This is a genomic window from Aequorivita sp. IT1282 (assembly GCF_058068205.1).
This window is the reverse complement of sequence record NZ_JBYRHR010000003.1, coordinates 484,228-499,504: the sequence shown is the minus strand read 5'-3', so window position 1 is coordinate 499,504 and position 15,277 is coordinate 484,228. Positions and strand designations below refer to the sequence as shown.

Genomic DNA, 15,277 nt, shown 5'->3' with positions numbered 1-15,277 from the left:
AATTAATTACAAATTCTCCCAGGATTTCCAACTACCATAGCCCCATCTGGAACATCTTTGATTATTACTGCACCTGCGCCAATTGTGGCCCATTTTCCAATTTTAATTCCAGGAATTACACAAGCTCCAATTCCAATATGTGTGCCTTCTCCTACTGAAACGCCTCCAGCTAAGCTGGCATTTGGGGAGATATGGACAAAATCTCCTAAAGTACAGTCGTGCTCTATTACTGCTCCAGAATTTATTATGCAATGTTCTCCAATTGTTGCACAAGCATTTATTACAGCTTTTGCCATAACTACAGTGCCATTACCAAGGGAAGACCAAGATGAAACACTGGCGGTTTTATGGATTAAAAGACCATATTGTCCATTCAGTTTTTCATTTACCAGTTTACGAATCCTGTTGTTACCAATAGAGATAACCCATGTTTCTCGTAGACTGCAAAAACCGTCCACGTATTTTTCTACCGGAATATGGCAGACTGCTTCCGTTTTTGGATTATCGTCGTAAATGAGAGTGATTTTCTCTCCCATTGATTCAGCAATGTCTATTACTGATTTACTATGGCCGCTGGCTCCGAATAGTATCATTTATTAGGGGTTAATTGTTAGTTGTTTCCTGTAAAACGTTGTGAAGTTACTTGTCCTTGTTGATTGATCCCTTCGCTTCTAAACACTTTTTTTATGGTTTTAAAAAATATTTGCAAATCTAATTGGAAACTTTGATGCTCTACATACCACACATCATACTCAAACTTTTGTTCCCAAGAAATGGCATTGCGACCGTTTACTTGTGCCCAGCCGGTTATGCCCGGTTTAACATCGTGACGTTTGTGCTGTATTTCGTTATACAAAGGTAAGTATTCAGGCAATAAGGGTCTTGGACCTACAAAGCTCATATCTCCTTTTAGTACGTTTAGCAATTGAGGTAACTCGTCCAAGGATGTTTTGCGTACAAAATTTCCAACTGCTGTAAGTCGTTTATCATCTTGTAATAATAGACCAGTAGCATCACGGTTATCGTTCATTGTTTTAAACTTGACAATTGTGAAAATACGTCCATCTTTCCCTGGTCTGCGTTGATAGAAGAATGGCTTTCCATTGTTAGCGATTAATAGACTTAGCCAAACCAAGAAGAATATGGGGCTTATAATTAAAAAGCCAATAATGGCGCAAAGGAAATCGAATATAGGTTTTATTAGGTTTTGATATAACAAAATACTGATTTTGGTTTACAAAATTATAAAATGAATTCTATGAATTTTCTAAGTTTTGATATTCCTCATATAAGGACTTCCATATATCTTCTGAATTAAAATCCTTTATCACTCGCGCTCTTCCGTTTTTTCCATGTTCAATTCTTAATTCCTGATTAATGTAGTAATTGTGGACCGCTTCAAATAATTTATTTAAACTTCCATACTCCACTAAAGTGCCCGTTTCACCATTTATTACTGCGTCCCGGAAACCTGGGATATCATAACCCACAACTGGTATTTCTAGAGAATTTGCCTCTGCCGCTACCAAACCAAATCCTTCCCTCTTCGTAGGCAGCAACAATACGTCAAAATAAATCATGAATTCTTCCGGGTTTAATTGCTGACCGAAAAGAATAATATCTTCATCGATTATCAAGTTATGTTGTTTCAGAAGGTCTATAAAACCATCTCCGCTTTCATCCGGGCCCACAACAAAGCCTATAAAGGTAATATTACATTTCTTGAACTCAGCTAACACTTTAATATAATCTTCAATTCCCTTGTCGTCCAGAAGTCGACCTACAAAACCTATAATAAAAAATTTTGAGGATATTAGGTTTAATTTTTCATTATCTATTCTTACTATCGTTGGATTGAATTGATGTTGAAAGTCTATACCGTTTATGGTTCCATTCTCAATAACCGATATTTTTTTCGAACTGCAATAATTGTTTGCAATTGCAAAGTCCGTTAAACTCTTAGAAACCGCAAATATTTTAGTTGAAAGCGAGCAGGTCAATTTTTCGAGCTGATACAGTAAGCCCTTTTGAACCGAATTACCTTCGGTTGAAATTAGGCCATGCATTTGATAAATGATATTCTTCTTAAATAATAATCTTGCTGCTAAGGCTCCTATGAAAGAAGCCTTGGGTGTATGCAAATGAATAATATTAGGGTTTAGAGTTTTGAACAACCAAAAAAGCTTGTATAAGGAAGAAAGGTCGGAAACTAATGAAATATTGCGAACCAAATCAATATTGATTACATTTACATAGGGCTCACGTTTTTTAAATTTTTCATTAAATATATCATCCGAAGGCATAATAACTGTAACCTCCATCCCTCTTTTGTGCATATAATCAAGCTGGCCACTCATAAAAAAATAAGCCGACTGAGGTGCTGAAAAAACATGAACTAGTTTCATTGTTATAGCATGTCTTTTTCAATTTCTTTTGAATAATTAAGGGCATTATCAGTAGATATAACTTTTAAGAAATCAGAATTTTGGATCATTTCTTTTAATAATTCACGCTCTCGTCTATAAGCAAATTCAATATCAGTCTTTCTATTAAAATATTCGTAAGCGATAATTGTTGGAGCTCTCATATAGTTAAATTCATATCGATCTAAAGTATTAATGCGTTCAAATGCTTCTTCTGCAGAAATATCATAGTTCTTTATTTCTCCTCTGTCTAATATATATATTCCCTTTATTTTTGCCTTTAGAGAAATATCCTTAACATAATCGGTAATAGGCTCCGTCTTTCCAAAACTAAACAGCTCTAAAACTGAAATTTTCTCTGTCAAATTATTTAAAAACTTGCTAAAGCGACTAGAATCAACAGTATCATAATAACGAAATGTACTGGTCCACGGAACAGCAATTAAATTTGCTCCATCAGTCAAAGCTAAATCTTCTGCAATAAATTTATACTTGGAATTGTCATCCATACATAGCGTCATTGCTGTGAGTGTTTTACCTGTATTAGGTGGTGCAAAAATTGCATAACCATTTTTATTGACTACTACGCCCGAGCAGTGTAATGGTGCTAAATTATTATGCATTAATCTTAAATTAATAATATCAGTAAGAATATATCCAATGGAATGGATATTCATAAAGCGATGCTTAACAAAACGCATATAATCCTTATTTACTGTTATCTCAATATTATTTGTATCTATACCAGATACTTTAAATTGCAATTTTCTGCCATATAAAAAATTTCTCTCATAAAATATTTCACCTTGATTAGGGAAACCATTGAAGTAATGAAATTTTCCCATTTTTCCCTTCTCATCTTTAGGGGGCTCAACTCTACCGCTAACAACGTTTAGTATAATTTTAATTAAAGAATCATTAAATAGTGACTCATTTACATATGGCATTGCCATTCCATAAGAAAAGCTAAAATTTTCTATGTTTGTTTTTACGCCTATTATTTTTTCAACAGGACTGTAAAAGTAATTTTTGTTATTCATATATCGTTTTTAAATATATTATATACTTCACTATAGTGTTTATATCTTTTTTTTTTGAGAACAGGTAATGAAAACTTATTTACTGTTTTAATACTTTGTTCAATATTTTGCCTGTACAAATTTTCGTTTGTTAAAATAGATTCTATTTTTTTAAAAAGATCCTTAATATCACCTGATTTCACTAAAAAATTTGGCGAAACAAACTCGGGAATTCCACCTACATCACTGGATATAACTGGACAACCCCTTGCCATTGCCTCAAGCATAGCTCTTGGTATTCCTTCTGTTTTAGAGAATTGGATGTATAGATCTAAAGAGTCTAAAAAATCGAAAACTGCTTCACCACTTGATAAGTTTCCAAGACATTTAACATTTTCAGAAATATTATATTGTATAGCCTTTTGCTCTACAACTTCTTTAAGCGGACCCTCTCCTGCAAAATATAATTCAATATTGTATTTTTGTTTTATTAAATTATTAATCACTTCCAAAATTTCTATTGGTGATTTAATTGTATACATCATACCTAAAACACCAATTTTGATAGGTTTTTCATTAACATTTGTAAACCTATCATTTATTTGTTTAACTTGTTTAAGCTTTTTATTTAAATCAACTATATCTTTTACATCAATAATCACATTTGATGCTGATGAGCTTATTATGGCTTTTTTTGCTGGGTATCTTTTTTGTAATGTATTATTTGTTACATATAAGGCTGCAACACTGCTGGCCACAACTTTCCGCATTTTAAATAAACTATAATTTGTTAAAAACAATTTAAGTAAACTAGGTAATTTTAGAAATTTTGATACCTCATAAGGATCACCAACAACCTCTACTGCATATTTAACTTTATTATTATATAATATTTGTGCAATAAGATTACCCAATGGTCCTGGAAGTCTTAAGACATAGGCATCACTAAAGCTAATGTTATTTTTATATATTTTAGTTATTTGTTTTTTACTTTTATAAAAGCCAATTATGCCATTATAATATGGAAGAGGAATAACTGACACTCTATCTCCATTCACTTGATGATAATGGTTAGGAAATTCATCTATTTGTTTTACACGAGCAAGAACAAGAACACTCTTAAAGTGGTTTAAATAACGCTCCCAATAAGTTTCATAGCGTATACGCGGCGAGTAATAATTACCTTTAAACTCAAAGAATACTGCTTCTTGGACAAAATATAGGTTCATTATATCTCTTTATAAAATTGATTAAATAAATACTCTGCATCATATAATTTTATAACCACTTTACCTAAATTTTTGAAATTATTTTTATCAATATTATTTTTAATCTCAAGAATTTTTTCTTTAGCAGAAATGGCATCTAATGGCTCAATAAGCTGCCTGTGAAAATCTAAAGGAACTGTTTCTACTATAGCATTAATGTTAGATGCAACAAAAGGCAAACTTTTAACCATAGCTTCTATTAAAGAATTTGGTTGCCCTTCCGTAATTGAGGGAAAATAATAACAATTTAATGAATTTAACACTTTTGGAATATCATCTCTATTATTTTGTAGAATTATTCTTTTTTCTAATTTCGACGCAGATATTATCTCTTCTAAATTTTCTTTTACGCCATTACCACATAAAATAAAATAAATATTTTCATCTGACTTACACAAATCTAAGGCTACATTAATAAGGGTTGTATGGTTCTTTGCTTCATTAAACCTTCCTGTATGACCAACAATAAATGCATTTTCGGGAATATTAAACTCACTCTTTAGGTTTTCCTTCTCATCTAAAAAAGGTTTCGAATCTATCCCATTATAAATTACTTTAAATCTATTATCATTTTTCCATTTATTTGGATAAAAGAAATTAAATGCTGCTTTGGAGTTTGATAAAATATTTGTCGCACTATTTAAAGTAATCCATTGTGATATTTTACTATAATAAAGCTTAAATCTTGTTTCTTGAAAATGATTATTTGATCCCCTATAAAAAACAATTCTTTTTTTTACGTTTGCCAACTTAGATGTTAATAATATAATACCTGCAAAGTTACCGGTAAAATCACAAACTTTATTAATGTTATTTTTCTTTAAAAATTTATATACAAAAAAATAATCTTTAGGGTTAAAAAAACTTATTTGCTTAGAATGTATAGTTAGGTTTGGTATTTTTAAAAATTTCTGTTCTAACTGACCTGTTTTACCTCCCTTACAGAATACTATAATTTTATCAAACTCATAAGATTTGTATATTAAAAACCGTAACAGGTAGTTTTCTAGACCACCGCTGTCAATCGTTGTAACAAAAAAAACAATTTTTTTTATATCGTCTTTAGCCATTTTTTAATTAAAATTTATCTTTATTGAGTTCAATCTTCCTATAAAAGGCTATTTATATAGTCATTCTTTTATTAAATATATATTTATTAATTAATAACAATATTAAAATCCAGACCACTGTTCTGAAGCCAAATAAAACTGATGATCTTGAAATATAAATAGCATTACATAAATAAACAATTATAAAAACGTGAGAGAATAAATTTAAATAACTATAACTGTAGAATGTAACTTCAGCAAAACGAATAAAATAACCAAAAATAAACATGCCAAATATTACACCCATCAAACCAAAATCTAAATAAAAATCAACCATGGCAGATGTGCCAATTCCATAAGTACGAAAATCTCCTTGATGAATCCACGTTACAAATGATGCAGGTCCCTTATACTTAAACGATGTATCCTCAAATATTAATGAATTAAAAACATTCGAAAAGGGTAAAGAAGCCATTATATGTTGATATTGAAAGCGACCATATAAAAACTCATTACCATGAGAAATATAATTTACTGAATGGTGTAAAGTACGTATCGAAACTGCTAATTCTCTTGTCGATGGAAGTATAGAACTTTCTTCATTTTCACTATGAAAAACAGCATTATTAATTTTTTGATTAAAGTCAAGATTCTTATCAAAACTTCTTGCCACACCTAAAATTGTAATTATCAATGCACCTACACTAAATAGAATAACTCCTTTACCGTAACTTAATTTTTTTTTAGTAACGAAAAAGTAGCCTGATAAATAACATAGTCCAAAAGTAATTAAAGGTCCTCTATCACCACTAATTAGTACAGATAGTAAATAGATGCCGAAAACTACTAATAAATGAAAACCCATAAATCTCGTATATTCTATAAAGTTTTTTGGAATTTTATTTAGAGCAAATAAATTTCTACAAGATTGTATAATAACACCAAATATTAACAGATTAAATAATAATGACATATAAGTAGCAATAGTCCCCTTTTGAACAGCTCCATAATGTCCCATTATATACTTTGGGTTAACTGTTGCAAAATATATTATAAGGACTAATGTCGATATATACATTAAAAATTTGACTGAAATATTTTCATATTGTGGTTTTATTCTTTTATCGACATTTTTTTTAAAATCCTTATTATAACTTAAAAATCCTAAATAAAAAGAAATAATGCCAACTGTAGCCAAAGTCATAGTTTTTATAACAATAGATTCATTTACCCAGATAAATGTATTTGTTATACCTATGTTACCTAAAATAAAATCAGCATATATTTGAAAGTGAACGATAAGTAATCCAAGTACAACTAAATTAGAATGCTTTAAAAACTGTCCTTTTAATCCAATTATATTTTCTTTTCGTGTAAAAAATAGTATAGTAGAAAATAACAAAATGATTAAAATCACCAACATTACATCTGAATCCATAATGTTTGGAGTTACATTGTAAAAAGCAATGAATAAAATCAATAAAGAAATGTATATAAGTTTTAAAGGCATTATTTTATTATGAATTTATCGCTATCTAATTTTAGTAAAATACGTTTTTTATTTTCATAACTCATCCCTTTAGTCTTTGCATTGATTGGTAATAGTCGTTCTCTCAAGTTTGAAACTTCACCAATTTCTTTTGCAGGATTGCCTCCTATTATTTTTCCTTCAGGTATACTTTTTGTAACCACTGAACCAGCAGCAATTATCACATTACTATTAATTGTAACACCAGGCATTATCAAAACATTATTTCCAATATAAACATTATCTTTAATTTCAATTCTACCAAAAGTATCAAAATCTGGTATTTCTTTTCTAAAAACCCAACCACCTCCATGAGTGAAAAACTTAACACCATTAGTAATCTGAACATGATTACCAATTTTAACTAAATAAGGTTCTGAACCAAAATATTTTGTAGCTATTGAACATTTTTCTCCTATACTTACTCCAAGATGTCTTCCGTATTTTTCAGCGCTCCAAAAGATACGTCTGTAAAAACCTATAATTTTATTAAACATATCTTTAAATTTTAAAAAACCTAATTAAATGGCCAAAATAATTACCTAAACGAAATTTATTCTTTGTTTTTTGTTCGTAAATAATTTTATATTCATTTATTACAGATTCAACTTTAAAGTATTTTGAAAAATACTTTAAAGTATTAATATTGAATTCATTTTTCCAAACAAAATCATAAACTTCAATTCTATTATCATATTTACCTCTTTCAGAAAAATTTGTTTTTGTCAAAGATTCTATTGATTCATCATTTAATAATATTGGCATATTAGCATTTTTGACAGGGCAAAAAACCGTTTTATTTAAAGAACAAGCTTCCATTGCACCTCTTCCTGTTGCTATAACAACATCTGCAACATCCAACAACCTAGATGCCTCTTTTGTATAACCATCGGTTGTAACAAATAAAATAGGTAAATTACTTTCTATACTAGATTGTAATTTTTCAAAATAATCCTTATTCTGAATTTGACCAACAAATACTAAAACAGCATCTTCATTATATTTTAGAGCTTGTATTAATAATGCAATAGATTGTCTAAAAGATAAATCATAATAACTATTGAATCTAGATATTCTTAATAAAATAAACTTATCAGTTAAGTTAAATTTTTCTTTAAAATTTTGAATATGTGTCTCATCTTTTTTTGTTTCATTAACTCTATTAGGCAATAAATAACGAGGTATATTAGCTGTACTATATTTATTAAAGTGATCTAAATTTTCTTGACTAAAAAGAATTTGAGTATCTGCGTCTGGTATATAATTACTTCCATTTCCACCACCACATTTAGTATATACAATTTTAGTCTTATAGAAAAAAGCAATAGATCTTGCTATAAATAAACCATTAAAGTCGAAAGCATGAATTACATCTGGTTTAAACTCTTTAACAAAAGAATAAACAGAAAATATTTTCGTAAAAAAACTAAACTTAAATAGTTTGATAAAATATGTATTCTCTATGTCTCTTAAAGGTTTCGCATATACAGCTCCCAAATTTAGAATCTTAAAATCTATAATACTTGACAATCCTTTTGAGATAGCATCTAAACTATAAAAATGCCCCCCTCCTGAACTCTTGGTACTTGAGTATATAATATATAATACTTTTGCCTTCATTTATAATATTCTCTGTTCAACTTCTAATTCAACATTAAACTTATCCATTACAAGTTTTTTCACTTCTATAATTATATCAATTATATCTTGACCCTTGGCATTATTATTATTGACAATAAATCCACCATGTTTTTCTGATATTTTAGCACCGCCAATTGTAAATCCTTTTAAATTCAACTCATCCATTATTGCACCAACATAATAGCCTTCAGGTCTTTTAAAAACACTACCTGCATTAGGATACTCTTTAGGTTGTTTTGCCCAACGTTGTTCTTTTATAGTATCCATCTTTTCTTTAATAATAGCCTTCTCTTTTGGTAGTAGTTTTAACCAAGTCTTTAAAATCACATTATTGGTGTTACGTTGAAAGAAACTATTGCGATACTCAAACCCCATGTCTTCTTTATGAATTTCTTTAATTGTCATATCATGTAAATCTAGATAACGCACCTTAACAAGCACATCCTTTATCTCTTCTCCACTTGCACCAGCATTCATTACCACAGCACCACCAAGAGAACTTGGTATATCATAAAATATTTCTAAACCACTCAACCCATTTTCTAATGCCAGCTCACTTATTTTTAACATGGTAATACCAGACTCTGCTTCAATTTCTCCGGTAGTTGAATTAACAATTGAATCTTGAAAATTTCCATTAAAAATTAGGAAATTGGTATCGTAATATTCCTTAGATAAAATAACATTATGTCCACTTCCTAAAAGGACAAAAGGTTCTTCTTTTTTATAGAAGCTAATTACATCCTCTTCATTTTCTGGAAAATAAGCAATTTTACATTTAGCTTTAATTCGATATGAATTATAATTGGTTAAATCAAAATCAGTGTAGACTTTCATATTATTTTTTAAATTTCTTTAATATACTTAATATTGGATCGAAATCCATTTTCTTATAAGTTATAATCTCTTTAATAGATATTTCCGCCTCTTTACTATAAAAAAATAAAAAAAGAATTCCAGCAAAAGCATAACTTATTGTTGAAGCAAGAGCCGCTCCATTGGATCCGTATTTCGGAATCCAAAATATATTAAAAATGATATTAAAAATTAAAGCAGGAATCATTGCTTTCATAGAAACCCAAGGTTTACCCTTTCCAGCCAAATCTACGTTCATTACTTTAAAAATTGTTAAAATTAAAACCCCAGGTAATAAATAATTTAAAACACTAATACTCCCTCGAAAAGCCTCACCATACATTCCTGTTATGATTAAATCTGAGAATATCAAAAGAAATACTGATGCGAAGAGTATAAATAGAAAGGAAACTCGCAAAAGCTGTGCAACTTTATGGGAGAATAGTTTATCATTCTTACTTACTGCACTTCGTGCAAAGACAATAGTACTAAAGAGCATAGGGATTTGCCATAAATACTGGGTAATAGCGGATCCTTTGGAATATATTCCCATTTCATAAGGGGTACTTAATTTGTCTAAAAGTATAATATCGACTTTATAATTCAAGTTTATGACCAAGAGAGAAATAGCGTACACAACTCCGAGTGATAACATAGATTTTATAATTAGCCAATCAAATTTTAGACTAAAATCTTGAATAAATTTGTTTTTGAACAATAATATTACCGCAATAAAAAGCGGGCCACCAATAGCTGCAATCATTGCACCCGCAATATCCATTTTTATACCTACAACAAAAATGAGGGTTCCTAAAAAAATTATCAATGAAGGAATCCAATTTATTTTATTAAATGTTCCTATATCATTCTTACCTAAAAAAATACCTGAATTGTACGTATTAAATAGGCTAAAAGGAATAGGTATTAAGGCAAGTATCACTAATAATGAGTGGTGTCCCGTTTCACTAAAATATCTCATCAGAATAAAACTAACAGCTATTGATAAAACCGTTGTAAACATCCATATTTGAGTTATGGCCCGTTTTATTTGGGATTCTGAATAAATACCTTTTCCTAAAAAATAGGTGGTAGATTGCCTGATTCCTAAAGACCCAATGCTCATAAATAAGGAAGGATATACCAATAAGGCAGCAATTATACCATTCCCTTCTGGTCCAATATATCTAGCAGTGATTATTGATGTTCCTAATCCTAGCCCTATTATCAAGACATTAGAAAGACCTACCCTTAGAACATCACTTATAAAGGAGCTCATATTTTTTCTATTATTTTACAAGGTATGCCAACCGCAATTGCGTTAGGAGGAACATTGATATTAACAACAGAGTTTGCACCGATGATAGCATTTTCTCCAATCGTAATACCTCCAATTATTTTAGCACCTGCATAAATTTTAACTCCAAATTTTATTATGGGATATTCCTTTTGACTAGATCCTCGCTTACCATGACTGCCAAATGTTACTTGTTGAAATATCATAACATTATCCTCTATAATTACTCCATCTCCAATAACAATCCCCAAAGGGTGCGGTAGTTTTAAGCCACTCCCTAACAACGCATTATATGAAATATCGCAGTTCCTTTTAACTATCATTTTATTTTTATAATAATTCCCAATTTGGCGCAAAAAAAAATTCCGCTTACAAAAAAAATATTTACCTATTCTATGATTCAATAATAATCGAAACCTAGGACTGTATAAATAACTTTTTATAAAGTTTAGAATTAAACCATTCTTAACGGGCAAGTCTCCTTTAATATTTAATAATGTTTGTTTTAAGGTAATCATACTATATTAAAACTCCTAAGCCTTTTAATTTATCACTTAAATTCTCATAGCCACGTTGTATCTGCCATGCATTCTCAATGACAGTTTCTCCTTCGGCTGTCAAACCTGCTAGTAATAAGGCAATTCCAGCCCTTAAATCTAAAGCATTTACAGTTGCTCCTTTTAATGGATTTCCTCCATTAATTATTAACATTTCACCATCAACTCTATAATCCATTCCCATTTTTGCCAATTCTTCAGCATAACCATATCTTCCAGGAAATCTTAAATCAATTATTTTAGACTCTCCTCTACTCATGGCGCCGTATACAGCAAATAATGGTTGCATATCTGAGTTGATACCGGGATATGGACCAGTACTTATTTCGATTGGGTAAGATTCTCCTCCTCTTACAATCAAACTATTTTCGCCACGATAATATTTCATACCACTTTCACGGAGAAAAACTAATGGCACCTCTAAATGCTCAAACGGAAAGTTTTCAATCTCTACATCACCATTGGTAATTACGGCGCCAATAGCCCAAGTAAGAGCTTCCATATTATCAGGAATCACACTATGTTTTACCCCACTTAATTTGGCTACACCTTCAATTTCAATACACTTTTGACCAAAAACTTTAATCTTTGCGCCCATTTTTTGAAGCATATCGATTAAATCCATTATTTCAGGCCTAATATGAGGATTCCAAACTGTAGTTTTTCCTTCAGCTAAAGAAGCACAAATTATTGAATTTTCCGTTGCTCCTGTAGAGCGCATTGGAAGAACTATATCATTACCTTTTAATTTTCCATCTACCTTTGCACATAGATAGTCGTCTTCTTCCCAAACTTTTGCTCCAAGATTTTCGAGAAGCATAACGTGAAGATCATATTTTCTTTCGCCTAATTTACATCCGCCAGGCAAGGGTACACGTCCTTCGCCCCAACGAGCTACCAAAGCCCCTAAAATCAATAAAGTATTTCTTATTGACCTATCTTCCCAAAGTAAATGATTGGTGGTTTTAAGGTCATTCTCTGAGATCCTAACAAAATCTGCTTTCTCGCTATAATTTTTACCAAGAACCTCTAACATTTGTAAATGAACTTGTACATCCAGTAAACCATTAGGAAAGTTGGTTAGCTCAATATCTTCACTTGTTAGTAAGCTAGCAGCCAATAAACGCAAAGCACTGTTTTTAGCACCGCTTACCTTTACCTTTCCATTTAAGGAAGCTTTTTTAATCTTAATTATTTCGTTATTCATCTTATTTATAATATTCTTTATACCACGTTATAAATTTGTTTACTCCGTTACTAATATTTCCCTCAGGTCGGTATTCATAATCATTATGTAAAGAAGTGGTATCTGCCCACGTTTGTAGTACGTCTCCAGCTTGCATAGGATACATTTCTTTAATCGCCTTTATACCCGTTACACCTTCTATTGCCTCAATAAAATCCATAAGTTTAACTGGTTTACTGTTTCCTATATTATACAAGGAATAACTTGATTTTTCTTTTCGTTCATAAAGTAGCGTTGCGACCACTCCTTCAACGATATCATCAATATATGTGAAATCCCTTGAAAGATTACCCTCATTAAAAACCTTAATCGGTTTATGATTTAAGATAGCATCTGTAAACAAGAACATTGCCATATCTGGTCTGCCCCAAGGCCCATACACTGTAAAGAAGCGCAGGCCTATAGTTTCTATACCGAACAAATGACTATAAGTATGTGCCATGAGCTCATTACTCTTTTTGGTGGCAGCATACATACTGATAGGATGATCTACATTGTCCTCTGTGGAAAAAGGAATTTTATCGTTCATTCCATAAACGCTGGAACTACTGGCATAAACAAGCTTTTTGACATTAGCATTTCTAATACATTCTAAGAGATTAACAAAACCAACAATATTACTTTCTACATATTTCATTGGTTTTTCAATGCTATAGCGAACACCTGCTTGGGCTGCGAGATTACAAACCATATCAAAACTGTGCGTTCCAAATAACAATGGCAAGTGCTCCTGATCTTGCAAATTCAATTTTATGAAATGGAATTGATCGTTATGCAATTCGCTCGATACTAATTTGTTATACTTGATACTGTTTTCACTGACCCCCAAATTTTTAAGTCGAGCTAGTTTTAGATTGACATCATAATAATCATTAATATTATCTAAACCAACTACATTATGACCTAAAGAAAGTAACTTCTCACATAAATGATAGCCAATAAATCCAGCAGCACCTGTAACTAGTATTTTCATGATGTGCCGTTTAAGTTTGAAACTCCGATTGCAGCGTAATGAAACCCTATTTCCGTCATGATTTTACCATTCAAAATCTTTCTACCATCAAAAATAAAAGCCGGTTTAATAACTGATTTATATACCCCTACCCAATCATATTCCTTAAACTCATCCCATTCGGTGAGGATTGCGACTGCGTGTGCATCCTCACAAGCTTGATACGGATCATTGACAACTTTTAATAATCTTCTATTTTCTTCTGGGCTGCGGGTATTCAAATAATCTAAATCGGAATAGATTCTTTCCTCACTCACTTTAGGGTCGTAAACCGTAATTTCAGCTTCTTCATTTAAAAGCGCATCGGCCACATATATGGCGGCAGACTCGCGAGTGTCGTTAGTATCCTTTTTAAAGGCCCATCCGAAGAAGGTGATTTTTTTACCAGAAACTGTATTATAAAGTTTAGAAATTATGTTTTCGGCAAAACGATTTTTCTGGTGATCGTTCATGATGATTACCTGCTCCCAATAATCTGCAACTTTATGCAAACCATAGGATTTTGCTATATATACAAGGTTCAAAATATCCTTTTGAAAACAAGAGCCTCCGAAACCTACGGAAGCCTGTAAGAATTTAGGTCCAATTCGGCTATCCATCCCAATGGCTCTACTTACTTCGTTTACATCGGCGCCAGTTACTTCACAAAGCTCAGAAATAGCATTAATTGACGATACGCGTTGAGCGAGAAAGGCATTGGCCACTAATTTTGACAATTCTGAGGACCAAACATTTGTGGTAAGTATGTTTTCTCTTGAAATCCACGTAGCATAAATATTTACTAAGGCATTAATTGCTTCCTGACCGTCCACACTTTCTTCGCCACCTATCAAAACACGATCTGGCTTCATTAAATCCTGTACGGCAGTACCTTCCGCCAAAAATTCTGGATTTGAAAGAATTTGAAACTTAACTCCATTGCCAGTATGGTCTAAAATATCTTTAATAGCTTGGGCGGTTCTAACAGGGAGCGTAGATTTTTCAACAACAATTTTATTAGTAGTAGCAACTTTCGCAATTTGCCTAGCAGAAAGTTCAATGTATTTTAAATCAGCAGCCATCCCTTTCCCTTTACCATAAGTTTTAGTAGGTGTATTTACGGAAATAAATATCATTTCGGCCTCATCAATCGCTTTTTCAACTTCTGTGCTAAAAAAAAGGTTCCTTTCTCTAGCCTCTTGCACAACTTCTGTTAAGCCAGGTTCGTAAATTGGGAGGTTATTTAAATCCTTATCATTCCAAGCGGCTATACGGGTCTCATTAATATCAACGACCGTAACTTTAATATCTGGGTTTTTTAGGGCTAATACAGCCATTGTGGGGCCTCCCACATATCCAGCACCGATACAACAAATGTTTTTAATGTTCATTTTTTATAGATATGA

Annotated in this window: 15 protein-coding genes; all 15 read right to left on the bottom strand. The window is 31.4% G+C overall.

All coding sequences use genetic code 11. The annotated features are described in order from the left end of the window. Positions 1 to 2: 2 nt before the first annotated feature. From AC3RVG_RS09190 to AC3RVG_RS09120, 15 genes are read right to left on the bottom strand one after another with little or no spacing between them, the layout of a single operon-like run. Complete coding sequence (locus AC3RVG_RS09190; protein WP_489691159.1) at positions 3 to 593, bottom strand: acetyltransferase; 591 nt, start codon at positions 591 to 593, stop codon at positions 3 to 5. A 17-nt stretch (positions 594 to 610) separates the two neighbouring features. Continuing rightward, positions 611 to 1,219, bottom strand: a complete 609-nt coding sequence (locus AC3RVG_RS09185) for a sugar transferase (RefSeq protein WP_489691158.1) — start codon at positions 1,217 to 1,219, stop codon at positions 611 to 613. Between the two features lie 37 nt (positions 1,220 to 1,256). Next, positions 1,257 to 2,405, bottom strand: coding sequence for a glycosyltransferase (locus AC3RVG_RS09180; RefSeq protein ID WP_489691157.1), 1,149 nt, complete (start codon positions 2,403 to 2,405; stop codon positions 1,257 to 1,259). 2 nt (positions 2,406 to 2,407) lie between these two features. Continuing rightward, positions 2,408 to 3,463: a hypothetical protein gene (locus AC3RVG_RS09175; RefSeq protein ID WP_489691156.1), complete on the bottom strand. Its 1,056-nt coding sequence runs from the start codon at positions 3,461 to 3,463 to the stop codon at positions 2,408 to 2,410. After that, complete coding sequence (locus AC3RVG_RS09170) at positions 3,460 to 4,671, bottom strand: glycosyltransferase family 4 protein (RefSeq protein ID WP_489691155.1); 1,212 nt, start codon at positions 4,669 to 4,671, stop codon at positions 3,460 to 3,462. The genes AC3RVG_RS09175 and AC3RVG_RS09170 overlap by 4 nt, the downstream gene beginning before the upstream one ends. After that, positions 4,671 to 5,780, bottom strand: coding sequence for a glycosyltransferase (locus AC3RVG_RS09165; RefSeq protein WP_489691154.1), 1,110 nt, complete (start codon positions 5,778 to 5,780; stop codon positions 4,671 to 4,673). Before AC3RVG_RS09165 ends, AC3RVG_RS09170 begins: the two co-directional genes overlap by 1 nt. 52 nt (positions 5,781 to 5,832) lie before the next feature. After that, entirely contained in the window at positions 5,833 to 7,269 is a 1,437-nt protein-coding gene (locus tag AC3RVG_RS09160) for an O-antigen polymerase (RefSeq protein ID WP_489691153.1), read from the bottom strand. Then, a complete protein-coding gene (locus AC3RVG_RS09155; protein ID WP_489691152.1) occupies positions 7,269 to 7,784 on the bottom strand; it encodes an acyltransferase in 516 nt (171 codons plus the stop codon). The genes AC3RVG_RS09160 and AC3RVG_RS09155 overlap by 1 nt, the downstream gene beginning before the upstream one ends. A gap of 4 nt (positions 7,785 to 7,788) precedes the next feature. Beyond that, positions 7,789 to 8,907 carry a glycosyltransferase family protein gene (locus tag AC3RVG_RS09150; RefSeq protein WP_489691151.1) on the bottom strand — a complete coding sequence of 373 codons (1,119 nt, stop codon included), beginning with the start codon at positions 8,905 to 8,907 and terminating at the stop codon, positions 7,789 to 7,791. Continuing rightward, positions 8,908 to 9,765 carry a UDP-N-acetylmuramate dehydrogenase gene (gene murB, locus AC3RVG_RS09145; RefSeq protein ID WP_489691150.1) on the bottom strand — a complete coding sequence of 286 codons (858 nt, stop codon included), beginning with the start codon at positions 9,763 to 9,765 and terminating at the stop codon, positions 8,908 to 8,910. Position 9,766: 1 nt separating this feature from the next. Beyond that, on the bottom strand, positions 9,767 to 11,059 hold the full coding sequence (locus tag AC3RVG_RS09140) for an oligosaccharide flippase family protein (RefSeq protein WP_489691149.1): 1,293 nt from the start codon (positions 11,057 to 11,059) through the stop codon (positions 9,767 to 9,769). Continuing rightward, positions 11,056 to 11,595 (bottom strand): serine O-acetyltransferase, encoded by a 540-nt coding sequence (locus tag AC3RVG_RS09135; RefSeq protein ID WP_489691148.1) that lies wholly within the window; start codon positions 11,593 to 11,595, stop codon positions 11,056 to 11,058. The genes AC3RVG_RS09140 and AC3RVG_RS09135 overlap by 4 nt, the downstream gene beginning before the upstream one ends. A 1-nt stretch (position 11,596) precedes the next feature. Next, the gene (murA, locus tag AC3RVG_RS09130; protein ID WP_489691147.1) at positions 11,597 to 12,841 is read right to left on the bottom strand and encodes a UDP-N-acetylglucosamine 1-carboxyvinyltransferase; all 1,245 of its coding nucleotides are present in this window, start codon (positions 12,839 to 12,841) and stop codon (positions 11,597 to 11,599) included. A gap of 1 nt (position 12,842) precedes the next feature. Then, entirely contained in the window at positions 12,843 to 13,853 is a 1,011-nt protein-coding gene (locus tag AC3RVG_RS09125) for an NAD-dependent epimerase (RefSeq protein WP_489691146.1), read from the bottom strand. Continuing rightward, positions 13,850 to 15,262, bottom strand: a complete 1,413-nt coding sequence (locus AC3RVG_RS09120; RefSeq protein ID WP_489691145.1) for a nucleotide sugar dehydrogenase — start codon at positions 15,260 to 15,262, stop codon at positions 13,850 to 13,852. Before AC3RVG_RS09120 ends, AC3RVG_RS09125 begins: the two co-directional genes overlap by 4 nt. Positions 15,263 to 15,277 lie beyond the last annotated feature (15 nt).

Bases quoted from the DNA above. Each gene is read 5' to 3' on its own strand.
- AC3RVG_RS09180 (WP_489691157.1), bottom strand. From the start codon at position 2,405: ATGAAACTAGTTCATGTTTTTTCAGCACCTCAGTCGGCTTATTTTTTT.
- AC3RVG_RS09135 (WP_489691148.1), bottom strand. From the start codon at position 11,595: ATGATTACCTTAAAACAAACATTATTAAATATTAAAGGAGACTTGCCC.
- AC3RVG_RS09125 (WP_489691146.1), bottom strand. From the start codon at position 13,853: ATGAAAATACTAGTTACAGGTGCTGCTGGATTTATTGGCTATCATTTA.
- AC3RVG_RS09150 (WP_489691151.1), bottom strand. From the start codon at position 8,907: ATGAAGGCAAAAGTATTATATATTATATACTCAAGTACCAAGAGTTCA.
- murA (WP_489691147.1), bottom strand. From the start codon at position 12,841: ATGAATAACGAAATAATTAAGATTAAAAAAGCTTCCTTAAATGGAAAG.
- AC3RVG_RS09190 (WP_489691159.1), bottom strand. From the start codon at position 593: ATGATACTATTCGGAGCCAGCGGCCATAGTAAATCAGTAATAGACATT.
- AC3RVG_RS09155 (WP_489691152.1), bottom strand. From the start codon at position 7,784: ATGTTTAATAAAATTATAGGTTTTTACAGACGTATCTTTTGGAGCGCT.
- AC3RVG_RS09170 (WP_489691155.1), bottom strand. From the start codon at position 4,671: ATGAACCTATATTTTGTCCAAGAAGCAGTATTCTTTGAGTTTAAAGGT.
- AC3RVG_RS09165 (WP_489691154.1), bottom strand. From the start codon at position 5,780: ATGGCTAAAGACGATATAAAAAAAATTGTTTTTTTTGTTACAACGATT.
- AC3RVG_RS09140 (WP_489691149.1), bottom strand. From the start codon at position 11,059: ATGAGCTCCTTTATAAGTGATGTTCTAAGGGTAGGTCTTTCTAATGTC.
- AC3RVG_RS09120 (WP_489691145.1), bottom strand. From the start codon at position 15,262: ATGAACATTAAAAACATTTGTTGTATCGGTGCTGGATATGTGGGAGGC.
- AC3RVG_RS09160 (WP_489691153.1), bottom strand. From the start codon at position 7,269: ATGCCTTTAAAACTTATATACATTTCTTTATTGATTTTATTCATTGCT.
- AC3RVG_RS09175 (WP_489691156.1), bottom strand. From the start codon at position 3,463: ATGAATAACAAAAATTACTTTTACAGTCCTGTTGAAAAAATAATAGGC.
- murB (WP_489691150.1), bottom strand. From the start codon at position 9,765: ATGAAAGTCTACACTGATTTTGATTTAACCAATTATAATTCATATCGA.